23 protein-coding genes and 2 pseudogenes are annotated in these 21,134 nt (G+C 62.9%); 10 read left to right on the top strand and 15 right to left on the bottom strand.

Going from position 1 to position 21,134, the window contains the following annotated elements:
* Nucleotides 1–101: 101 nt before the first annotated feature.
* The gene (locus ACZYOF_RS01540) at nt 102–1,286 is read right to left on the bottom strand and encodes an acyltransferase family protein (RefSeq protein WP_463714546.1); all 1,185 of its coding nucleotides are present in this window, start codon (nt 1,284–1,286) and stop codon (nt 102–104) included.
* Nucleotides 1,287–1,458: 172 nt separating this feature from the next.
* On the opposite strand from ACZYOF_RS01540, the gene ACZYOF_RS01535 reads away from it, so the two are divergent.
* Together ACZYOF_RS01535 and ACZYOF_RS01530 are read left to right on the top strand one after the other, a co-directional pair.
* The gene (locus tag ACZYOF_RS01535) at nt 1,459–1,842 is read left to right on the top strand and encodes a hypothetical protein (protein ID WP_463714545.1); all 384 of its coding nucleotides are present in this window, start codon (nt 1,459–1,461) and stop codon (nt 1,840–1,842) included.
* Nucleotides 1,843–1,949: 107 nt separating this feature from the next.
* Entirely contained in the window at nt 1,950–2,123 is a 174-nt protein-coding gene (locus tag ACZYOF_RS01530; RefSeq protein WP_028166384.1) for a DUF1328 domain-containing protein, read from the top strand.
* A 70-nt stretch (nt 2,124–2,193) separates the two neighbouring features.
* On the opposite strand, the gene ACZYOF_RS01525 is transcribed toward ACZYOF_RS01530, so the two are convergent.
* Nucleotides 2,194–2,553 (bottom strand): DUF427 domain-containing protein, encoded by a 360-nt coding sequence (locus tag ACZYOF_RS01525; RefSeq protein ID WP_463714544.1) that lies wholly within the window; start codon nt 2,551–2,553, stop codon nt 2,194–2,196.
* Nucleotides 2,554–2,726: 173 nt separating this feature from the next.
* On the opposite strand from ACZYOF_RS01525, the gene ACZYOF_RS01520 reads away from it, so the two are divergent.
* Together ACZYOF_RS01520 and ACZYOF_RS01515 are read left to right on the top strand one after the other, a co-directional pair.
* Entirely contained in the window at nt 2,727–2,972 is a 246-nt protein-coding gene (locus ACZYOF_RS01520) for a BolA/IbaG family iron-sulfur metabolism protein (RefSeq protein ID WP_028166386.1), read from the top strand.
* Between the two features lie 21 nt (nt 2,973–2,993).
* Nucleotides 2,994–4,196, top strand: a complete 1,203-nt coding sequence (locus ACZYOF_RS01515) for a low temperature requirement protein A (RefSeq protein ID WP_394565939.1) — start codon at nt 2,994–2,996, stop codon at nt 4,194–4,196.
* Here ACZYOF_RS01515 and egtD read toward each other — a convergent pair.
* Nucleotides 4,172–5,143, bottom strand: a complete 972-nt coding sequence (egtD, locus tag ACZYOF_RS01510; RefSeq protein WP_463714543.1) for an L-histidine N(alpha)-methyltransferase — start codon at nt 5,141–5,143, stop codon at nt 4,172–4,174. The genes ACZYOF_RS01515 and egtD overlap by 25 nt on opposite strands.
* Before the next feature lie 109 nt (nt 5,144–5,252).
* Nucleotides 5,253–6,506 (bottom strand): ergothioneine biosynthesis protein EgtB, encoded by a 1,254-nt coding sequence (gene egtB, locus ACZYOF_RS01505; RefSeq protein WP_463714542.1) that lies wholly within the window; start codon nt 6,504–6,506, stop codon nt 5,253–5,255.
* Nucleotides 6,507–6,809: 303 nt separating this feature from the next.
* Here egtB and grxD point away from each other — a divergent pair, with 303 nt between their 5' ends.
* The 4 genes from grxD to ACZYOF_RS01485 are packed head-to-tail and all read left to right on the top strand — an operon-like array spanning nt 6,810 to nt 10,290.
* The gene (grxD, locus tag ACZYOF_RS01500; protein ID WP_028166390.1) at nt 6,810–7,142 is read left to right on the top strand and encodes a Grx4 family monothiol glutaredoxin; all 333 of its coding nucleotides are present in this window, start codon (nt 6,810–6,812) and stop codon (nt 7,140–7,142) included.
* Nucleotides 7,143–7,147: 5 nt separating this feature from the next.
* Nucleotides 7,148–7,693 carry an O-acetyl-ADP-ribose deacetylase gene (locus ACZYOF_RS01495; protein WP_463714541.1) on the top strand — a complete coding sequence of 182 codons (546 nt, stop codon included), beginning with the start codon at nt 7,148–7,150 and terminating at the stop codon, nt 7,691–7,693.
* A gap of 43 nt (nt 7,694–7,736) precedes the next feature.
* Nucleotides 7,737–9,020 (top strand): serine hydrolase domain-containing protein, encoded by a 1,284-nt coding sequence (locus tag ACZYOF_RS01490; protein WP_463714540.1) that lies wholly within the window; start codon nt 7,737–7,739, stop codon nt 9,018–9,020.
* Nucleotides 9,001–10,290: a serine hydrolase domain-containing protein gene (locus ACZYOF_RS01485; RefSeq protein ID WP_463714539.1), complete on the top strand. Its 1,290-nt coding sequence runs from the start codon at nt 9,001–9,003 to the stop codon at nt 10,288–10,290. Before ACZYOF_RS01490 ends, ACZYOF_RS01485 begins: the two co-directional genes overlap by 20 nt.
* An 86-nt stretch (nt 10,291–10,376) precedes the next feature.
* Here ACZYOF_RS01485 and ACZYOF_RS01480 read toward each other — a convergent pair whose 3' ends face one another.
* The 7 genes and pseudogenes from ACZYOF_RS01480 to ACZYOF_RS01450 all read right to left on the bottom strand — a co-directional run bounded on the left by ACZYOF_RS01480 (nt 10,377) and on the right by ACZYOF_RS01450 (nt 14,662).
* Nucleotides 10,377–11,444, bottom strand: a complete 1,068-nt coding sequence (locus tag ACZYOF_RS01480; RefSeq protein WP_463714538.1) for a threonine aldolase family protein — start codon at nt 11,442–11,444, stop codon at nt 10,377–10,379.
* A gap of 60 nt (nt 11,445–11,504) precedes the next feature.
* Nucleotides 11,505–11,690, bottom strand: a pseudogene (locus ACZYOF_RS01475) (type II toxin-antitoxin system RelE/ParE family toxin); the annotation flags it as partial.
* Between the two features lie 89 nt (nt 11,691–11,779).
* On the bottom strand, nt 11,780–12,007 hold the full coding sequence (locus ACZYOF_RS01470) for a hypothetical protein (RefSeq protein WP_463714537.1): 228 nt from the start codon (nt 12,005–12,007) through the stop codon (nt 11,780–11,782).
* 85 nt (nt 12,008–12,092) lie between these two features.
* The gene (gene rpsD / locus ACZYOF_RS01465; protein ID WP_463714536.1) at nt 12,093–12,710 is read right to left on the bottom strand and encodes a 30S ribosomal protein S4; all 618 of its coding nucleotides are present in this window, start codon (nt 12,708–12,710) and stop codon (nt 12,093–12,095) included.
* A gap of 181 nt (nt 12,711–12,891) precedes the next feature.
* Nucleotides 12,892–13,695 (bottom strand): acyltransferase, encoded by an 804-nt coding sequence (locus ACZYOF_RS01460; protein WP_463714535.1) that lies wholly within the window; start codon nt 13,693–13,695, stop codon nt 12,892–12,894.
* Between the two features lie 61 nt (nt 13,696–13,756).
* A pseudogene (locus ACZYOF_RS01455) lies at nt 13,757–13,849 on the bottom strand (cupin domain-containing protein); the annotation flags it as partial.
* Between the two features lie 39 nt (nt 13,850–13,888).
* Nucleotides 13,889–14,662 carry an HpcH/HpaI aldolase family protein gene (locus ACZYOF_RS01450; protein ID WP_463714559.1) on the bottom strand — a complete coding sequence of 258 codons (774 nt, stop codon included), beginning with the start codon at nt 14,660–14,662 and terminating at the stop codon, nt 13,889–13,891.
* Nucleotides 14,663–14,831: 169 nt separating this feature from the next.
* Between ACZYOF_RS01450 and bla the strand changes: the two genes are divergently transcribed.
* Nucleotides 14,832–15,689, top strand: a complete 858-nt coding sequence (gene bla / locus ACZYOF_RS01445; protein ID WP_463714534.1) for a class A beta-lactamase — start codon at nt 14,832–14,834, stop codon at nt 15,687–15,689.
* 19 nt (nt 15,690–15,708) lie between these two features.
* Here the strand turns inward: bla and murI are convergent, their stop codons facing one another.
* Nucleotides 15,709–16,494 (bottom strand): glutamate racemase, encoded by a 786-nt coding sequence (gene murI, locus ACZYOF_RS01440; protein WP_463714533.1) that lies wholly within the window; start codon nt 16,492–16,494, stop codon nt 15,709–15,711.
* A gap of 197 nt (nt 16,495–16,691) precedes the next feature.
* Between murI and ACZYOF_RS01435 the strand changes: the two genes are divergently transcribed.
* Nucleotides 16,692–17,243, top strand: a complete 552-nt coding sequence (locus ACZYOF_RS01435) for a cytochrome b (protein WP_130580223.1) — start codon at nt 16,692–16,694, stop codon at nt 17,241–17,243.
* Between the two features lie 16 nt (nt 17,244–17,259).
* On the opposite strand, the gene purB is transcribed toward ACZYOF_RS01435, so the two are convergent.
* The 3 genes from purB to ACZYOF_RS01420 all read right to left on the bottom strand — a co-directional run bounded on the left by purB (nt 17,260) and on the right by ACZYOF_RS01420 (nt 20,939).
* Entirely contained in the window at nt 17,260–18,567 is a 1,308-nt protein-coding gene (gene purB, locus ACZYOF_RS01430; protein WP_282531995.1) for an adenylosuccinate lyase, read from the bottom strand.
* Nucleotides 18,568–18,915: 348 nt separating this feature from the next.
* Entirely contained in the window at nt 18,916–19,569 is a 654-nt protein-coding gene (locus ACZYOF_RS01425; RefSeq protein ID WP_463714532.1) for a response regulator, read from the bottom strand.
* Nucleotides 19,569–20,939, bottom strand: a complete 1,371-nt coding sequence (locus tag ACZYOF_RS01420) for a sensor histidine kinase (protein WP_463714531.1) — start codon at nt 20,937–20,939, stop codon at nt 19,569–19,571. The genes ACZYOF_RS01425 and ACZYOF_RS01420 overlap by 1 nt, the downstream gene beginning before the upstream one ends.
* Nucleotides 20,940–21,134: the final 195 nt, after the last annotated feature.

The raw sequence follows: 21,134 nt of genomic DNA, 5'->3' as shown, positions 1-21,134 counted from the left end.
CATTGCGAGCAAAGCGAAGCAATCCATGTCGCCACTTGCGGAGGCATGGATTGCTTCGTCGCTGTCGCTCCTCGCCATGACGGCGGAGAAGACGAGGGCCTTCACAGCACGTGGGTCGCGCCTGGAATCTTCCGCAGCGCCGCTGTCGCCGCCCAGCTCAGCAGCACCGTCAGCACAAACGCGATGGCCGCCTTCACGATCGCCGGCCAATTGAAATCGAACATCCAATATTGCAGCCAGAGCACGATCGGATAGTGCACCAGGAACATGCCATAGGCATCAGGCTGCATCGGATCGAGGATGCTCCAGCCGGATTGCTTGAATCGCAGGAAGTAAGCCAGGATCACGAACATGATGGCGACGCTGAAGCAAGCGAAGAAGAGACCGTAGGTCGCCTCATACCAGTCCGGCAGCCGTACCGGATTTCCGAGGATTTCGCGCTTGATGTAGATCAGCACCCACATCAGGCAATACGGAACCAGCGCCGCGACCGCCCAACCCCAGCTACTCTTTGCAAGCCGGCCGTCTGCAGCCAGCAGACCGCGATCCAGATACATGGCGCCTATGCCTGCGCCAAAAAAGAAGTAGGTCGCATAGAGCAGCACGCGGCCGTGCTGGACCGAGAACGGTCCGAACTCGAACCAGCTCCCTGCCCCAAAGTGAACGCGTCCCGGAATGTAGAGCACGGCGGTGACCGCGAGCATGACCACGAAGAACAGGGTGGCCTGCTCATGCCCCTTGAGCGACAGGCGATTGATCGGATCGATGACTTTGGGTGACAGCTTATATGCCGCGCTCGCGACGAGGTCGAAGGCGAGCAAGATCCAGAGAAACCAGATCGGGCCGCTCGGCCATGGCCCCACGGTGATGGTTTTCCACCAGAACTCGGAAAAGCTCAGATCCGGAGTTTGGCGCAGCGCGATGGGGTAATAGGCCAGCGGGATGAGCGTGAACGCGCAGACCACGAAGGGCAGGCCAAGTCGAACCAGGCGATCGAGCAGATATTGCAGTGGTCCTTTCCGAGCCAGCCCCGGCCACACGAACAGTCCCGACAGGAAGAAGAACATCGCCATGAAGAAGCTGTCAGTGGCGAGCACGACCATGTCGAAGCCGATCCACGATTTTGGATCGGTGTGTCCGAAATGCGTGTAGGGAATCACAGAGTGGTGCAACAGCACGACCAGCGTCAGGAAAGTTCGGGCGCGATCGAGCGCGGCGTTACGCGCTTTTACTTTCGGTGCTGCGTGAGCCTCCGCCGTCGCCATGGTGTGGGAGATCGAGCTCATAGGCGCCCCCTCTGAGAGGTGATCGGTTGTGATGTTGCAACCCGGAACCGGATTGGGCAAGGCCCAATCATTAGCTGCCGAAAACGTCGATGTGATCTCGCGCTTGCGTGAGCAACGGAACGACGCGATTCAGCGGACGTTGGTGCGGCCGCATGCCATACGGAGAATTACCATGCGACACAAATTGCATCTATCGGCCGTCATCGCGATGTCATTGATGACGGCGTCATCAGCCGCCTTCGCGCAAGCGTCAGGTGGCGGCATCGGCGCCGGGAGAGCGCAGGCCGGTGCTTCGTCTGGCGTTGGCAGTGCGCCACCGCCGGCGGCTGTGCCGACCAATCCGGGATCGGCGGGAATTTCGTCGGCGCCCGGCGGACAATCAAGCTCCACGACCGGAATGGGCACCGGCGGAACGTCCACCACGCCCAATCCAACCCTCAACCAGCCAAGCACGCCCTATACGTCGCCGGGCACAACGGGGACCGGCCTGTCGCCGAACGGCATGCCGGACGATGACATCGTGACGCCTGGTTCTCCCGGACGCATGGGACGATAGGGAAAACCAGCAGGGCGAAGCGGGCGGCGAGCGATTCGCCGCCCATCGCTGTGGAACTCGCGCTATCGCCTGAGGTTACTCCCGCGAAGAAGCTGGAGAAGAGGGCGATGACGTTACTTAAATGGGCGCTGATTTTTCTTGTGGTGTCGATTATTGCCGGCTTGCTCGGCTTCACCGGCATATCGGCAGCCTCCGCCGATATCGCGCGGGTATTGTTCTATATTTTCGTCGTGATCTTCCTGGTACTCCTGATACTCGGGCTCACGATATTCAGAGCGTAGCCGCATCCTCATGCCCGGGCCTGTCCCGGGCATCCACGTCTCAGTACCAGGGCAAGCAATCACTTTCGCTCTACGCCACTTCCTCGATCGTGACTTTGTCCGGATAGAACGCCAGGTGTCCCGCGATCTCCGTCATCGCCGGGAAGGGCGTCTCATAGGTCCAGATCGAATTTTCGAGCGTCTTGCCGTTGGCATTGATGCTGAAATAGTTTGCATCGCCCTTGTAGGGGCAATGCGTGGTGCGCTCGGTCCGGGAGAGCAGGGCCATGTTGGCATCGTCCCGCGGGATGTATTGCACGGCGGGATAGCTCGCTTCCTTCAGGGTCAGCGCATGGGTGGAGTCGGCGATGACGATATCCCCCGCCCGGACGCGGATGCGCTTGGGGTTGGGGGTAATCGTGATCGGATGGTCGGGACCTGGGAGTTTCATGATTCTGCGCCTTTTTTGGTCAGTTCGTTGTGACCGAATGATGCAGCTAAAACGATTGGAAGCGGTATATAGTGCCTGATAGGATGACCTAGAAGAGCGCAAGCGCTAGGTTTTGCTCCGCGTGGCCGGCCGTGTCGGCCGCGATTTGAACGTCGAAATGGAGGTGTACTGGGATGCCGATGGACGCCCGCGATATCGAATCCATGATCAAGGCAGCCATTCCCGATGCCGTGGTGACGATCCGCGACCTGGCCGGTGACGGCGACCATTACGCGGCAACGGTGATCTCGGAATCCTTCCGCGGCAAGTCCCGTGTCCAGCAGCACCAGATCGTTTACCAGTCGCTCAAGGGACAGATGGGCGGCATACTGCACGCATTGGCGCTGCAGACCGGGGTGCCTGGCGGGCCCGAGGCCTGATCATCTCGCAAGGGGGCACCGATGGCTGCGGAGAATCGACGCGGCGCGATGTTTCGCGTCGTCGCGCCACATCAGCATAGCCGCGTCACCTATGCCGAGCTGTTCTACGATCTGGTGTTCGTGTTCGCGGTCACGCAGATCTCGCACACGCTGCTCCATCATTTCACGCCAATCGGCGCGGTCCAGGTCACGCTGCTGTTCCTCGCGGTCTGGTGGGTCTGGGTCTTCACGGCCTGGGTGACCAACTGGCTCAATCCGGAGCTGACGCCGGTCCGCATTCTCTTGTTCCTGATGATGCTCGGCGGCCTCGTGCTGTCGACCACGATCCCGACGGCCTTTGAAGGCCGCGGCCTGTGGTTCGCCATCGCCTATGTGGTGATGCAGGTCGGGCGTACCGCGTTCTGGTTCGTCTCCACGCCGCGTCACTGGACGGCGGTGCGCCACAATGCCATCCGCATCCTGGCCTGGCTCTCCACGTCTGCCGTGTTCTGGATCCTCGGCGGCCTTGCCGAGGGTGAGTCCAGGCTATGGCTGTGGATCATCGCGGTCGTGATCGAATATGTCTCGCCGGCGGCGCGGTTCTGGATTCCGGGGTTGGGGCCGTCCTCGCTCGAAGCTTGGGCGGTCGAAGGCGGCCATATGGCCGAGCGCTGCGCCCTTTTCATCATCATCGCGCTCGGCGAGGCTGTTGTCGTCAACGGCGCGACCTTTGCCGAGCTGAGCTGGACCACCGAGATCGTGCTGGCCTTCGTGTCCTCGCTGGTCGGCAGCATCGCGATGTGGTGGATCTATTTCCACAAAGGCGCCGAGGCCGGTTCCGAACTGATTTCGACATCGGCCGAATCAGGGAAATTGGCGCGCCTCGCCTACACCTATCTGCACATGCCGATCGTCGCCGGCATCATCCTGACGGCGGTGTCGGACGAGCTGGTGCTGAAGCATCCCGGCGGCCATTCCGATCTCAAGACGATCTTGAGCACGATCGGCGGCCCGCTTCTGTTCCTGGTCGGGACGATCCTGTTCAAGCTCTCGATCAGGGGCTTCCTGCAGCTCTCCCACATCGTCGGCATCGTCGCGCTGCTCGCGCTGAGCTGGTTCGCAAGCGAGCTGTCGCCGCTATGGCTCTCGCTCCTTACGACTGCAATCCTGATCGCGGTCGCGGTATGGGAATCCGTGTCGCTGCGCTCGGCTTCGGAATCTCATTCCGAAGCCACCAGCGCGTGAACCGAGAACATCTTTGCCGCGTCGGTCCAGGACTGCCGGACGGTCCAGCCCGAGCTTCGGGCCAGCTCCGTGAAGCGCTCCAGCGAATATTTGTAGCTGTTCTCGGTGTGAATGCTCTCGCCGGGACGGAATGAAAAGGTGTTGCCGAGGACCCGTACGCTCTGTGCCTTGCGGCTGATCAGGTGCATCTCGATCCGGTGGCGGTCGCGGTTGTAGATCGAGCGATGGGAGAAGGCGGAGAGATCGAAATTGCCGCCGAGCTCGCGGTTGATGCGCACCAGCACATTCAGATTGAAGCGCGCGGTGACACCGGCTGAATCATTATAGGCGTTGTACAGCACGCGCTCGTCCTTCTCGAGGTCGACGCCGATGATCATCTGCGCGCCCGCACCTAAGATTTCACGCGCGGTGCGCAGGAGATCGGTGGCTTCCTGCGGCTCGAAATTGCCGATCGTCGATCCCGGGAAGAAGCCGACTTTCGGCATCTCAGCGATCTCGGCCGGCAGCGTGAACGGGGCGGTGAAATCGGCCGCGACCGGATAGACGCGGAGGCCGGGAAAGTCCTTGCGCAGGCCTTCCGCTTGCGCGTTCAGGAAATCGCCGGAGATGTCGACGGGCACGTAGGCGCTGAATTCGCAGTGCTCGAGCAACAGGCGCACCTTGGTGGTCGCGCCCGCGCCGAACTCGACCAGCGCCGCGCCCGCAGGGATGATCGCGGCGATCTCGGCCCCGCGATCGCGCAAGATGCCGAGTTCGGTGCGGGTCGGGTAATATTCCGGCAGCACCGTGATCTGCTCGAACAGCTCCGAGCCGATCGCGTCATAGAAATATTTGGGCGACAGGTGCTTGGGATGTTGCGCGAGATGTCCGATGACATCTTCGGCAAAGGCTGCGGTCTGTTCGTCGAAGGCATAGGCCTTGGCTAAAGCGCGGGCATGCACATTCATGATACTCTCCTGAACGCGCCTTCCCGCGCGCTATGATTTTTGGTTGTTTTTGCGCATGATCGTTTCGGAAAACCGGCATCCGCCTTTCCGGATCATGCTTGAGAACCGATCAGGCGTAATCTGCGAGCCGTAATCCCGTAAATTGCCAGCGGTGGTGCGGATAAAAGAAGTTGCGATAGGTGATACGGCTGTGACCGCTCGGAGTTGCAAGCGAGGAACCGCGCAGCACCAATTGATTGACCATGAACTTGCCGTTGTACTCGCCGAGCGCGCCCTCGATTGCCCGGTAGCCCGGATAGGGTGAATAGGCGGAGCGGGTCCACTGCCAGACGATGCCGAAGGCGTCGTTGAGCTGGCCGGCGCGCGCGGCGACCTCCCATTCCATCTCGGTCGGCAGGTGTTTGCCGGCCCAGCGGGCGAAGGCGTCGGCCTCGTAGTAACTGACGTGGGATACCGGAGCTGCCGGGTCGATCGGCTGCAGGCCGCCCAAGGTCACGATCTGCCATTGGCCGTCGACGTTGCGCCAGTGGCCGGGCGCCTCCCAGCCTTCCTTTTCGACGGTTGCAAAACCGTCCATCAGCCACAGCGTCGCTGTCGAATAGCCGCCGTCCTTGATGAAGGCGAGCCAGTCGGCGTTGGTCACAAGATTTCGCGCCAGTTTGCCGGGGCCGATCAGGGCGCGATGGGCCGGCTTTTCATTGTCGAAATGAAAGCTGTCGTCTGGATGCCCAATGGTGTGGATACCCTCGTTCAGCGTCACCCATTCCTCGCCGCCGCGCTGCGAGGCCGGGAAGCGCCATGCCGGATCGTAAGCCGGCGGGATCGGGTTCTGCGCGAAGGCGTGCAGGATGTCGGTCCACATCAGTTCCTGATGCTGCTGTTCATGATTGAGGCCGACCTCGACCAGCGGCACCAGCTTTGTCAGTTTCTCCTCGCCCGCGGCCTTGAAGAATTTCACCACGGCATCGTCGACATGGCGGCGATAGGCGGTGACTTCGTCGGCGCTTGGCCGGGTCAGGTGACCGCGCTGGGCGCGGGCATGGCGAGGGCCGGCGCTGACATAATAGGAATTGAAGAGATAGGCGTAGTCCGGATGGAAGGGCTTGTAGCCGTCCTGGTGCTCCCCGAGCAGAAACTGCTCGAAGAACCAGGTGGTATGGGCGCGGTGCCACTTTGCCGGGCTCGCGTCCGGCATGGACTGGATCAGCTGGTCCTCCGCGGACAGGGGAGCGGCCCGGCGTTCGGTTTCATCCCGCACCGCGAGAAACGCCTCCGCCAGATCCTGGGACAGGGGACCGGAATCAGAAGCGCGTGATGGGGAGGGTGGCGCAAGGGTGGCGGCAGCGGATGCTGGTTTCGTCACGGGTGTCTCCGAAATGCAGGAGAGAACGTTGCTATACCAAACTGGTTCCCGACGGGGAGTCCGTCCTAGATAGGGGCTCCCGTTCGGGAAAAAAGCCTCTCGCGGTCATGATATTAGTGTCGTCAGACTATGGGCCCGAGGCCCGGCCGCCGCCCGAAAAGGGCCTCATGCATGCCAGCTCACCGCCATTTTGCTTTGGATGCACAACGGTTTGGGCTACATATATATCCAGTCGCGGGGTAAGCGGGTCGAGCCGGCCCACCAGCAATGCCGCAAGGGGCGGAGCCCCAAAGGGAAACGAAAATGAGCATCGAACAATTCATCGACAACGAAGTGAAGTCGAACGACGTCGTGCTGTTCATGAAGGGCACGCCGCAATTTCCGCAGTGCGGTTTCTCGGGCCAGGTGGTGCAGATCCTCGACCACATCGGCGTGGGCTATAAGGGCTTGAACGTGCTGGAGTCCGCCGAGCTGCGCGACGGCATTAAGGTCTATTCAAACTGGCCGACCATTCCCCAGCTCTATGTGAAGGGCGAGTTCGTCGGCGGCTGCGACATCATCCGCGAGATGTTCCAGGCCGGCGAGTTGCAGCAGCTTTTCGCCGATAAGGGCGTTCCGGTCGGCGCCGCCGCCTGAGCCTGATGGCGCGCCAGCTCGGCAACGCGCGCCTTGAGGTCATCGTTGCCGACATCACCACCTTGCGCGTTGACGCCATCGTCAACGCAGCCAATTCGTCCCTTCTGGGCGGAGGCGGTGTCGATGGTGCGATCCATCGCGCCGCCGGACCCGAATTGCTGGTCGAGTGCCGTACGTTGCGCGGCTGCGCAACCGGCGATGCCAAGATCACACACGGTTATCGGCTTCCCGCCCGGCATGTCATCCACGCCGTCGGGCCGGTCTGGCACGGCGGCGGTCAGGGCGAGGATGGATTGCTCGCCTCCTGCTATCGCCGCGCGCTCGAGCTCTGTCAGGCGAACGGGCTTGCTTCGCTGGCATTTCCCGCCATTTCGACCGGCGTCTATCGCTTCCCCGCCGACCGTGCCGCCGGGATTTCGGTCGGGGCGATCGCGGAGGGACTTAGCCAAGCGCCGGCGGTCAACCGGGTGATCTTCTGCTGCTTCTCGGAGGCCAGCGCTCGGCTGCATCAGCAGGCTTTGGCCGGTCTTGACGGCCCTTGTGCTGGTTGAGGCGCCGCCGCTACACTCTCGGCCGAATTCGGGAGGGGTCCAAATGAATTCATTTAAGTTGCTGCGCGTGCTGGCGACAGGCGCGCTGATGCTTGCTGCATGGCCTGCCGCTGGTGCGGAAGGAACCTTCGATATTCCTGCAGGCGCGCATTTCAACCAGGACAAGCTTGCGAAGATCGGAGCGTTCTTCGACAACGAAGTCGCGACCGGTAAGATCCCGGGCGCGATCGTCCTGATCCAGCAGCATGGCAAGCCGGTCTATCACCAGTCCTTCGGCGTGCAGGACGTGGTGAGCAAGGCGCCGATCACCGACAAGACGATCTTCCGCCTGTTTTCGATGACGAAGGCGATCACCGCCTTTGTCTCGGTGCAGCTCCTCCAGGAGGGCAAGTTCAAGCTGGATGATCCGGTCGCGAAATACATCCCGTCCTTCGCCAATGTGAAGGTCGGTGTCGAGAAGAAGAACGAGGACGGCAGCAAGACGCTCGAACTGGTGCCGCCGGACCGGCCGATGACCGTGCTCGACCTGATGCGTCACACCTCCGGCATCACCTATGGCTTCTATGGCGACAGCCTGGTGCGCAAGGCCTATGCATCCTCCAATCTCTATGCCGGCGATTTCGATCTTGCCGAATTTGCCGAGCGGATTGCCAAGCTGCCGCTGCACAATCAGCCGGGTGCGCTCTGGCAATATGGTCACTCCACCGACGTGCTGGCGCGCATCATGGAGATCGTGTCCGGCAAGCCGCTGCTCGAAATCGAGCGGGAGAAGCTGCTCGATCCGCTCGGCATGAATGACACTCGCTTCCTCGTCACCGATCCGGAGAAGCAGAAGCTTTTGGCGCAGCCGATGCCGAATGACAGCAATTTCCGGGTCGGCCGCGAGAACGACCCGACAGTTGTCAAGAAAATGGAGTTTGCCAGTGGCGGCATGGTCTCCACCATGGCGGATTTCTCCCGGTTTGCGCAGATGCTGCTCAATGGCGGCACGTTCGAGGGCCGGACCTATCTGACCCCCGAGACTTTCAAGCTGATGACGACCGACCATGTCGGTCCTGGCTCCGGAGTCGGGCGGGACTACTTCTATTTTCCCGGCGATGGCTTTGGCTTCGGGCTTGGCCTTGCGGTTCGGACCGATCCCGGCAACGCGAAGCCGCCGCCGCCTGGTTCGCTTGGCGAACTGAAATGGGACGGCGCCAGCGGTTGTTATTTCGTGATCGACCGCAAGCAGGATATGTTCTTCGTGCTCCTGGAGCAGACGCCGACCGAGCGGCAACGTATCCAGCGGACGCTGAAGCAGTTGGTCTATGAAGCAATGGAGGACTGAAGCTTTGTCGCGCCGCCTCGTTCTCGTGGCGGCGCTCGCGCTTTTGGTCGGCGCCGGATGTGGCGCCCGCGCGGAATCTCCGGCCACCGGCGCGCACCGCTTTTCCGCCGCGGGGCTCGCGCGCGTCAGCGACTACATCAAGAACGAGATCGTGACCGGCAAGATTCCGGGCGCTATCCTCTTGATCCAGCAGCACGGCAAGCCGGTCTATGACGAGAATTTCGGCGTCCGCGACGTCGCCACTCAGTTTTCGATGAGCGCGGATACCATCTTCCGCCTCTATTCGATGTCGAAGCCGATCACGTCGGTGGCCGCAATGATGCTGGTGGAGGACGGCAAGCTCGCGCTCGACGACCCCGTGTCGAAATACATCCCGGCATTCGCGGATATGAAGGTCGGCGTCGACCAGCGAGCGGAGAACGGCAGTACGACGCTTGCGCTGGAGCCGCTCAAGCGTCCGATCACGATCGAGGATCTGCTGCGCCATACTTCCGGTTTGACCTATGGCTTCTTCGACGACAGCACGGTACGAAAGCTCTACGCGGATGCGAACCTTTTCAACGGCGACTGGACCAACGCCGAATTCGCCGAGCGGATCGCGAAATTGCCGCTCGCCGAGCAGCCCGGCACCCTCTGGGATTATGGGCATTCCACCGATGTGCTCGGCCGCGTGATCGAGGTTATCTCGGGAAAGACGCTGTACCAATTCGAAAAGGAGCGGCTGCTCGATCCGCTCGGGATGAACGAGACCGCCTTCTACGTCGCCGATCCCGCGAAGCGGCCTCGCATCGCCGAGCCAATGCCGGACGATCGCGCGCTCGGCCCGGCCACCATGGTCAGCGATCCCATGCAGCCGCGCAAATGGGAGTCGGGCGGCGCCGGCATGGTCGGCACCATCGGCGACTATGCGCGGTTTGCGCAGATGTTGTTGAACGGCGGCACTTTCGACGGTCGGCGCTATCTGAGGCCGGAGACGATCGCTTTGATGACGAAGGATCACATCGGGCCGGAAACGAAGATCGCGCGCGATGATCGCTATTACCCCGGCGCGAACAGCGGCTTTGGCCTTGGCTTTGCCGTGCGCACCTCGGTGCCGCCGGGCACGTCATGGCCCACAGGCGAATACCGCTGGGACGGCGTCGCCGGCACCTTCTTCTTCATCGATCCCGAGGACGACATGTTCGGGATCTTCATGGTGCAGACGCCTTCGCAGCGCGGGCGGATTCAGTTGCAGTTGAAGACGCTGATCTATCAGGCGATGGGACGGTGAGCCGTAGGGTTTCGTAGACCGGATGGAGCGAAGCGCAATCCGGGAGACTGTCCCGGATTTCGCTGCGCTCCATCCGGGCTACAGGTCTACGCTCCGCGCACGATTTCCCGCACCAGGCTGACCGTTTCCTCGATCATGCCGGCCGTCACATCGAGATGTGTGCAGGCCCTGATGCGACCGTCCATCATCGCCAGCAGAACGCCGCGCCTGCCCAGTTCGGCGACCATGTTGTCGCTGGAGACACCCGCACCATCGGGCTTGAAGAAGACGAGATTGGTTTCGGGCTCTTGCACCTCGATGCCGTCGATCTGCGACAGCCCGCGCGCCAGTGCTCTTGCATTGGCGTGATCGTCGGCGAGGCGGTCGACATGATGGTCGAGCGCGTAAATGCAGGCGGCAGCGCAGATGCCGGCCTGGCGCATGGAGCCGCCGAGGCGCTGTTTCCAGCGCCAGACTTCATCGATGAAATCGCGGCTGCCTGCGATCACGCCGCCGATCGGCGCGCCCAGTCCCTTCGAGAAATCGATCCAAGCGGAATCCCAACCCTTCGCCATGTCGCGTACGGAAATGCCGGTAGCGACGCAGGCGTTGAGCAGCCGCGCGCCGTCCATATGGGTGGCGAGCCCATGGGCTTTGGCGATACCGACGATCTCGTCGAGCGCAGACTTTTTCCAGATCGTGCCGCCGCCGATATTGGCGGTCTGCTCGACGCTGACGAGCACCTGCGGAGGCTGGTAGCGTGAACGCGGATGCAGTGCCGCGCGGAATGTCTCCGGCGCGAATTGGCCGTCGTCGCCCGGCAGCGGCGTGATCTGGAAGCCGCCGAGCGCGGCATGCGCGCCACCTTCGCGGGCGATGATATGGGCGGTCGCATGCGCCAGGATCTCGTCGCCGGGCCGGCAATAAGCCAGCGTCGCGGCGACGTTGCACATGGTGCCCGAGGGCATGAACACCGCGGCCTCCTTGCCGAGCAGGTCGGCAACGCGCGCGCAGAGCAGGTTCACGGTCGGATCATCGCCGATCTGCTCGTCGCCAACTTCCGCCCGCGCCATCGCCTCCCGCATCCCGGGCGTCGGGCGCGTCTGGGTGTCGGACAAGAGATTGATGCGAACGGGCGGAGCCTTGGGATCGCGCGGGGCAGGGGTGTAAGACATGGACTTTCCTTATTGCTCCGTGACGTCGTCGCGCCGGTAAATTGCAGCGCAAATCACCTGTCAGCCGATCGGTCGCCGGGCGGCGTGACGAAACCGCATAATGATAATTTCGGTCGCGGTCACGCGATAATCAATTAGGTAAGGATAGGGGTTCACCGGAAGACGACGGACGTTAGGACGGCTCGTTGCACGGCCTGCACGGGGATGCTCTTGCAACAGTGCGACGAGCGCCGCGATCCGGTCACGAACATGAACCGCGCCTTGAGGTGATCATGCTTCGATGTAGGTGAGGACTTGATCGACTTGCGCAAGCGCACGGCGCGTGTAGCGGATGTTCACAGCCCGTGCTTTGCCCACATGGCTCGTACTTCGTCGGCGGAGGCGAGGTCGCCGCGCGCAATCTCGGCGTTAGCTTCCGCCAGATCGGCTTCTTCCTCGGGTGTCAACTGAATGGGCGGCTGATCGACGCCCGCAAGCTCCAGCATGGCGCGCGCGAGCTCGTCCTGCTCTGCATCTGGCAGGTTGGCAACCGTACTAAACGCTTCTTCGAGTAATCGGGTCATGGTTGAAACTATAATACCAATTTGGTGCCCAAACAAAAAGGCCCCGGGATCCCGGGGCCTTCGATACCTCGAACATTCCGTCCGATCAGCGCGAATAGAATTCGACGATCAGATGCGGCTCCATCTGCACCGGGAACGGCACATCAGACAGGCCGGGAATGCGGATGAACTTCGCGGTCATCTTGCCGTGATCGACCTCGATGAAGTCGGGCACGTCGCGCTCGGGAAGCTGCGCGGCTTCCAGCACGGTCACGAGCTGCTTGGAGGCTTCCTTGACCTCGATCACGTCGCCGAGCTTGAGCCGGTAGCTGCCGATGTTGACGCGACGGCCGTTCACCTTGATGTGGCCGTGGTTGATGAACTGGCGCGCGGCAAACATCGTGGGCACGAACTTGGCGCGATACACGACGGTGTCGAGACGGCGCTCCAATAGGCCGATCAGGTGCTCACCGGTGTCGCCCTTCAGGCGGCCGGCCTCGACATAGATGCCGTGGAACTGGCGCTCGGAAATATTGGCGTAATAACCTTTAAGCTTCTGCTTGGCGCGGAGCTGCACGCCGAAGTCGGAGAGCTTGCCCTTGCGGCGCTGGCCGTGCTGGCCAGGGCCGTATTCGCGGCGATTCACAGGGCTCTTCGGGCGGCCCCAGATATTCTGGCCCATGCGGCGATCGATCTTGTATTTCGCCTCACTGCGCTTTGTCATCGCGTCCTCTTCAGGTCAAAGTTGGATTTGAGGAAACGCGCCCTCCTGTGCAGCCTGCCATTTGGCCGGTGCCGACAGGTCCGCCTCGAAAGCTCGAGGACGAACCACGGGTCGCGAAACGCTTCGCGGGCCGAAACCGGCCCGCGAGCAGAGGGCTTTTAGGGGAAAGATGGCCGTCCTGTCAACGAAAGAGGCGGCTATTTAGTGCCATCAGGTCGCAATTGCCGGAAACCACTCTGTCGGTTTGCTGCCGATCGGCTCGCAACTCCGCTGCTATTTCGCCGTTCAGCACTTGTTCCAGCCGGCACAGCGTCCGGGCGATAAGGGCGGCATCGGTGATTCGGTGGTCCCAGCGCAGCACCACGCTGATCGTTCCGTCCTCCTCCACCCCATAGCTGAGGATGAACGGCCCCGGTGTGACGGCGTGCAGTTCCCCGGGACCGATGGCCGCCACCGACGTTACGGAAAAACTGCCGAAATAATTGGCGCGCTGGCGTCCGGAATTCAGCCCGATCCACCAGAGCAGGCGGCGCAGCGGCAGCGGCAGCCCGGACGCCCTCAGCGCCTTTCTGAACGCCGCCACTTCCTCGACCGGCGCCTCCTTGGCGTGGTGGATCAAGGCATCGATCTCCGCGAGCGGCTTGATCTCAGGGGTACCGATCTTTTGCGGCAGCACACAATCCTCGCCGTCCACGACGCGGGCGATTGCGACGGTAGCGGCGCTGCGCGGCAGCTCGTAGAAGCCGGGCCACGGCCATTTGACGTAGAGCGTCCGCAAGGCCGGCTCGTCCTTCGCGACCAAGGCAAAGGCTTTCACGAAGATCGCTGCCCAGCCGGCCGGACGGGCCGCCTCTGCGCGGGCATCCACCAGGTTCCTGATGTTCAGGAGGCGCGTGAGCGACACGAAGGGGATGTCGAGCGACGCACGCATCAGATCGGCGATGAAACAGCGCGGGATTGAGATTTTTCGGGCCGTTCCGCGCATTACTCCGCCGGGTGTTCCAGATTCAATAAAAGGCTGGCGAGCCGGTATATGCGCTCGCCAGCCCTGAACCGAGCATGAACCAACGGCCTTCCAGCACATAGCCGGTTTCGGCGCCGGGATGGGTGTGGCGTCCCGCCGCACCGCCGGCGATCACGGCGACCCTGGCAGCCGGCTCATGGCGGGAGAAGCAACCCTAGCGCCTGATTGCTGCAAAGCTGGCGGCAATGCCGCGCTGGAGCAGCGACCAGTCGAAGCCCAGCGCGAGCGCCACATAGCCGCGCTCGATCATCGCGTTGGCCTGTTCGGCGGACCGCGCCACTCCGCCGATCGGCACGCCGCTCTTGAGGATGCCTTCCTCGGCGCGCTGCATCAGCGCCACCACTTCGGGATCATCGGGAAGGCCGCGCTTGTTGATGGAGGTGGCGAGGTCGCCGGGCCCGATCACGGCGATGTCGATGCCGGGAGTGGCCATGATCTCGTCGATCCGTTCGACCGCTTCGACATGCTCGATCGTGATCATGCAGATCATGTCGTCATCGGCCGTAGCCATGTACTCCGGCATAGAGACGCCCCAGCGGAACGGCGCGTGGAATGGTCCCCACAGCCGGTCACCCTTGGGCGGATACCGCACGCTGCGCGCGGCCTTCTCGGCCTCGGCGCGGCTGCAGATCATCGGGAAATTGATGCCGAGTGCACCGATGTCCATCGGCGCCTTGGCGAGCCAGGGCTCGTTGGCGGCAATGCGCGCCATTGGCACGCATGATGTGCCGGAGGTTGCCACGATCATCGCGTGCGCGGTGCCAAGATCGATCGGGCCGTGCTCGAGGTCAACAATGATCCAGTCGAGCGACTGCGCCATGATCTGCACGGTCTGGATGCTCGGGATCGTGGCAATCGCGCCGAAGGACGGGCGCTTCTCTCGCCATTGCTGTCGCAGCCGGTTGAGGGGAGTTGGCTTCGGTGAAATCAAAGCGGATCTCCACAGCTTGTGTTGAGGGCGCGCTATTCGATCACCGATATCATAAAGACAAAATCAGTACGCATCGAGTGCTTGACTGCTTGCTTTGGCGTCACGTCTCTTTGGTGTGCGAGGCAACGGATGCCACCCGAAAGAAGCCCATTCAAAGGACCCCCCGATGATTTTCACCAGACGCTCGTTGCTGACCGCTTTGTCGTGTCTGGCCATCTCGCCCGTGCGAGCGCAGGAGCGGCCGTCACCGTTTGAAGCCTATGAGCGCGAGACGGGTGGGCGGATCGGCCTCTATGCCGAGAATGTCGCCACAGGCGTCAAGATCACTTGGCGAGCTGACGAGCGCTTCGTCATGTGCAGCACATTCAAGGCCTCGCTCGCCGCGTGCGTCCTTGCCCGCATCGATCGTGGCGAAGACCGACTTGAGAACGTGGTGCGATACCGTGCCGCCGATCTTCTCCACTATGCACCGGCGGCAAGGCAGAACCTGTCGAGCGGAGCGATGTCGGTCGCCGACATGTGCAAGGCTGTGGTCGAGCTCAGCGACAATACCTGCGCCAATCTGCTGCTGGCGCGGATCGGCGGTCCCGCTGCGCTCACTGCTTTTTGGCGCGATACGGGCGATACAGTCTCGCGCCTCGATCACTATGAACTTGAGCTCAATCGCTCTCCGCCCGGCGATCCGGATGACACGACCACGCCCGCAGCGATGGCCGGCAATCTGCGCCATTTCGTGCTTGGCGAGGCACTGTCACCGGCGTCGCGCGAACGCCTCACGGACTGGATGCTGAACTGCAAAACCGGAAACAACCGCCTTCGCGGTGGTTTGCCCAAGCCCTGGAAGGTCGGCGACAAGACGGGCAACAATGGCAAGGATGCTGCGGGCGACATCGCGGTGGTTTGGCCTCGGGGAGGCGGACCGGTGCTGATCTCGGCCTATACGCAGGGCGGTTCGCCGACCACCGCACAGCTCGAGGCCGTTTTCGCGAAAATCGGGCAAATGGTCGGCCGGCAATTCGGCTAGCCAAAACGGGTATGCGGCCTCAGGCCGGGACGCGGCCGCCGAAAAACGGCATCAACGCCCGGCTCAGCCTATGCGGGCGGTTGGACGTGAAGAGCATTTCGGCGCCGGCCTCGTCTCTGCTATCGCCGGGCGGGCCGAGCAAATCGGAGACGCGTCGCGCGATGGCGGGCGCCGGGTCGATCCAGTCGACCGGCCATGGCGCAAGCTTCACCAGGCGATCCAGCAGCAAGGGATAATGCGTGCAGGCAAGTACCACAGTGTCGGTGCGTGCCGCGCCGTCGACAAAGCAGGGGGCCAGTTCAGCGGCGATATCGGTGTCGCTGACATCCTGACCGCTCAGCGCCGCTTCCGCCAGCCAAGCGAGCTCGCCCGAGCCGACCAGCGTCACCTCGCAGCCCTGTCCGAAATCGTGGATCAGCTTTTTCGTATATTCGCGCTTGACGGTGCCCTTGGTGCCCAGCACGGACACGCGCTTGGTCTTCGAACTGGCGCAGGCCGGCTTGATCGCCGGCACGGTTCCGACGAATGGCAGGTCGTAGGCGTCCCGCAGGTGTGACATGACGAGCGTCGAGGCGGTATTGCAGGCGATCACGACCAGATCGGGCGTGTGTCTCCCGATCAATTCGCCGAGTAGCGGCACCACGCGCGCGATGATCTCGTCCTCGCCATGGTGGCCATAGGGAAAGAAGGCGTCGTCGGCGACATAGACGTAATGCGCGTCAGACCGGGCGCGCACGATCTCGCGCAATACCGTCAGCCCGCCGAGGCCGGAATCGAATACCAGAATGGTTGGGGGCGCCGCCACGATTTAACCTTATCCCATTTCAGCGTTACGATTCAGTTGATTTGAGGGCACCGCCGGCCTTGCGGCTCGGTCCCAGGCCCGGGTGGAGATTCTGGAACGATTCAAATCGCCTTGATCGGACCGGAGCGTTATCAGGGCGCGGCGCTGCAGCGCGGTAAAGCGGCGGCGACGAACTCGAAGCCGATGGGGCCGGGCGCATGATCCGAAACACGACATCGAGCTGGGGCAGCGTTGCGCGTGGATTCCACTGGGTGCTTGCGGTCGCCATCATCGGCATGATCGGATTCGGCTGGTGGATGAACCATATCCCCGCTCGCCCGGACCGCTTCTTCTATCGCTCGATCCATGCCGATATCGGCTATGTCGTGCTGCTCGTGACCCTGCTTCGGCTGGTCTGGCGCGGCGTCAACCCGACGCCGGCGCTGCCGGAGGATACGTTGCGCTGGCACCGGATCGCCGCCCGGGTCAGCCATTTCGCGCTCTATGCCGTCACCATCCTGGTGGCGGTGCTGGGCTGGGCACATTCCGGGGCCCGGACGCCCAATTATTCGGACTGGTTCGGGCTGTTTCACGTGCCGCAGATCACCTCGCCTGATCGGGCCGCGGCGCAGGCCTACGAGGTCAGGCACATCTACTTCGCCTATGTGCTGCTGGCGCTGATCGGAATTCACATCGCCGCCGTCGCCTGGCACCACTTCATGCGCCGCGATCGCGTCGCCGCCCGCATGGTCGACGGAGCGCCAGGCTAAGGGCTCTGGGCCGGGGTCAGGCTTCCCCGAACACGCGCTTGAAGATCGTGTCGACGTGCTTGAGGTGATAGCCGAGGTCGAACTGCTCCTCGATCTCAGCGTCACTTAGATATTTCTTCACGTCCGGATCTTTCTTGAGCAGCGTCAGGAAATCGCCTTCGCCGCGCCAGACCGGCATGGCGTTGCGCTGCACGAACTTGTAGGCGTCCTCGCGGCTCGCGCCCTTTTGCGTCAGCGCGATCAGCACCCGTTGCGAATGCACGAGGCCGCCGAGGCGATCGAGGTTCTTCTGCATGTTCTGCGGATAGACCAGGAGCTTCTCGACCAGGCCGGCGAGGCGGACCAGCGCGAAGTCGAGCGTCACGGTGGCGTCCGGGCCCATCATGCGCTCGGCGGAGGAATGCGAGATGTCGCGTTCGTGCCAGAGCACGACGTTCTCGAGTGCGGGCACTGCATAGGCCCGCACCATTCGCGACAGGCCGGAGAGGTTCTCCGACAGCACCGGGTTGCGCTTGTGCGGCATTGCCGACGAACCCTTCTGCCCTTCCGAGAAGAATTCCTCGGCTTCCAGCACCTCGGTACGCTGCAGGTGACGGATTTCGACTGCCAGGCGCTCAATCGAGGCGGCGATCACGGCCAGCGTCGCGAAATACATCGCATGGCGGTCGCGCGGGATCACCTGGGTCGAGATCGGCTCCGGCTCGAGCCCCATGGCTTTGGCGACATGCTCTTCGACGCGCGGGTCGATCTGCGCAAAGGTGCCGACTGCGCCCGAGATCGCGCAGGTCGCGACTTCCTTGCGGGCGGCGACGAGCCTCGCCCGGGCACGGGAGAATTCCGCATAGGCGTAGGCGAGCTTGAGGCCGAAGGTCACCGGCTCGGCGTGGATGCCGTGGGAGCGGCCGATGGTCGGCGTCATCTTGTGCTCGAAGGCGCGCTTCTTCAGCGCGGCCAGGACCTTGTCGATGTCGGCGAGCAGGAGGTCCGCGGCACGGGTGAGCTGCACGTTGAGGCAGGTATCGAGCACGTCGGAGGAGGTCATGCCCTGGTGCACGAAGCGCGCCTCGGGGCCGACGATTTCAGCGAGATGGGTCAGGAAGGCGATGACGTCGTGCTTGGTCTCCCGCTCGATCTCGTCGATCCGCGCGACGTCGAAGGTTGCGTCCTTGCCCTTGGCCCAGATCGTCTTCGCCGCCTCCTTGGGAATGACGCCGAGTTCTGCTAGCGCATCAGCCGCATGCGCCTCGATCTCGAACCAGATCTTGAAGCGGGTCTGCGGCTCCCAGATCGCGGCCATCTCCGGGCGGGTGTAGCGGGGGATCATTGAAAACTCCGAGGTGCGGGCAGGGTCGGCAAACGAGCTCCCGGCCGGTTATTTTTTACGCCGTGCTTTAGCAAATCGATCCCGTAGAGGCCACCGATTCGAGCCTTCCGGACGAGGAAAATGGGACTCTCGGCGCACGAGCGGGTTGATCTGATCCACGACGTCCTGTCATTCCCCGCCACCGGGTCTCGCCTTCGGCGAGCCCGATGACAGGCTCCGTCGGGGAATCCAGTACGCTGCGGCCTCTCGGCTCAAGCACTGGCGTCTGTGGAATACTGGATCGCCCGGTCAAGCCGAGCGATGACGACAGCCATCCATGCCCTCGCATCGCGCGATGGATTGCTTGCTCTAAAGGCTGGTCAACCCGCACTCGACGGCGAGGCGGACGAGCTGCGCATCGGTCCGCATGCCGGTCTTGGTCTTGATCAGGTAGTGATAGTTCTGAACCGTCTTCATGCTGAGATTGAGGTTTGCGGCGATCTGCTCCGTGGTCGAGCCGGCTGCCAATTGTCGCAGGATCTCGATCTCCCGCTCCCCCAATTGGTCAAGGACTGATCCTGACGGAGTCAGGCTTTCCATCGCCAGGGCATGGGCCACGTCATCGCTCATCGCATGTTCGCCACGCGCCACCGAACGGATCGCCGCGATCAGCACAGTCGGTTCATTGCTCTTGGTGACATAGCCGCTTGCCCCCGCGCTGAAGGCGGCCTTCACCAGCGCTGCCTCGCTGTGCATGCTGAACACGAGAATGCGTGCGGCAGGGCTGCGCTGGCGGATGTTCCTGATAGCTTCGAGCCCGCTGGCACCCGGCATCGAGATGTCCATCACCACGACATCAGGGGCGTGGGTCTTGAATGCGCGGTAGGCGTCGGCTGCGTTGTCGGCCTCAGCGACCACCCGGAAGTCGCCTTGATGCTCCAGGACGCGCCGATAGCCTTGCCGGACCACGGGATGGTCGTCGACAAGCAGGATCGAAATGCCATGGGTCTTCGGCGCCGGCATCAGGCGGCGAGCGGGATCGTGGCGGCGACGCTCAGGCCGCGCCTTGCACGCGCGATCGACAGCGAACCGCCGAGAGCGGTTACTCGCTCGCGTATTCCGGTCAGGCCGAAGCCGACGGACTGCGCCACCTTGGCGGCATCGCCGCCGCCGTCGTCCTCGACGCGAACCAGCAGCGCATTTTCCGCGCCCGTCCGCCGCTCGATCCGCAGCACGATCTCGCGCGCCGCGCTGTGGCGCAACGAGTTGGTCAGGCATTCCTGAGCCACACGGTAGGCGGTCGCGGCGACGGCGCCTCGCACGTCGGCGAAATCGCCTTTGAGGTCGAGCTGGATCATCGGCTGCGTTGCGTGCTGCGATCGCCAGCTATCAACGAGGTTGATGAGGCTCGCCTCCAGCCCGAGTTCCTCGGCGGGCGGGTGGCGCAGGCGGTTCAGCGTGCCGCGCAGGCAAGCCATGATGTGCAGCGTGGCCTGCGAGATCATCCGCGCATCCTGCGCGACGTCGCCTCGGTCCTGCTCCTGCGCGCTGGCCGCTTCGATCGTGTTGGCGAAGGCCAGGATCGCCGCGAGATTTTGTCCGAACTCATCGTGCAGTTCGCGCGCAAGCACGCGCCGCTCGTCGCTGCGGATTTCAAGCAGCCGGCGGGTCAGGACGGCCCGTTCTTCCGTGGCCTGCGCGAGGCGATCTCCGAGGTCGCTGACGGCCTGCCCAATCATGGCAAGTTCCATCGAGCGGAAGCGCGGAAGCGATGTTCGATATTGACCGTTCGCCATGCGCTGCAGTGCGGTAACGATCAACTGCGCCGGAGCCAGTGCATGCGCAATCGCGAGCGAGGCAAGCAGGGCGATGGCCACCGCCATCAGCAGCGCGACGTGGACGTTGTCGAGGATGTGCTGCCAGGCGAGCGATATCGCGGCGTCAGGATCGGCGATGGCCGTGACCGTGCCTGCAGTGGTCGAGCGCGCACTTATCGGCCGGGCGACCGCGGCGTGGTCGCCAAGGAATGTCTCCACGGCGGCTGCGAACCAGTGCGGTGGAGATGCGCCGATCCCTTTGCTCTGGCCGCAAAGCGGATTCTCGAACTCGCCCTTCGGTTCAAACTGGACGCAGACGCCCGGCGAAATCAGGCTCATCGTCTGAGTGGTGCGCCATTCCGGTACCGGCAAAAGGTGTTCGCGTGTCCTGTTGCCGCGCAACAGCAATTCGCGCCAGTAGAGCGCTTCCAGCGCTTGCGAGACCCGTTCGGCGGATGCGGCCGTGGCGCGGTCGACACTGTGATAGGCGTCGATCGTCGCCCAAACGGTCGCGCCTCCCAGACACAAGATGACGATGACGAGCAGACGGGCGACGAGCTGGAGCACGAGGCGCATGCGATCACTCCGCGGCTTCTAGAGCGTTTTCGAGCGAAGTGGACACCGATTCGCGTGAAGAAAACGCGTCGAAACAACAATCTGGAGCGTAACAGCACCGCTATTCGGCGCCAATTGCAAGATGGCGGGTGAGGAGAAGCTCGGGAAATTTTCCCAGCGAACCGCAGGCATATGTCTTTGGACGCAAGCTGCCGC

It is taken from the genome of Bradyrhizobium sp. LeoA1Lang (assembly GCF_055413685.1).
The sequence above is the reverse complement of the archived record's forward strand: the minus strand, read 5'-3'. Positions and strand labels throughout refer to the sequence as shown.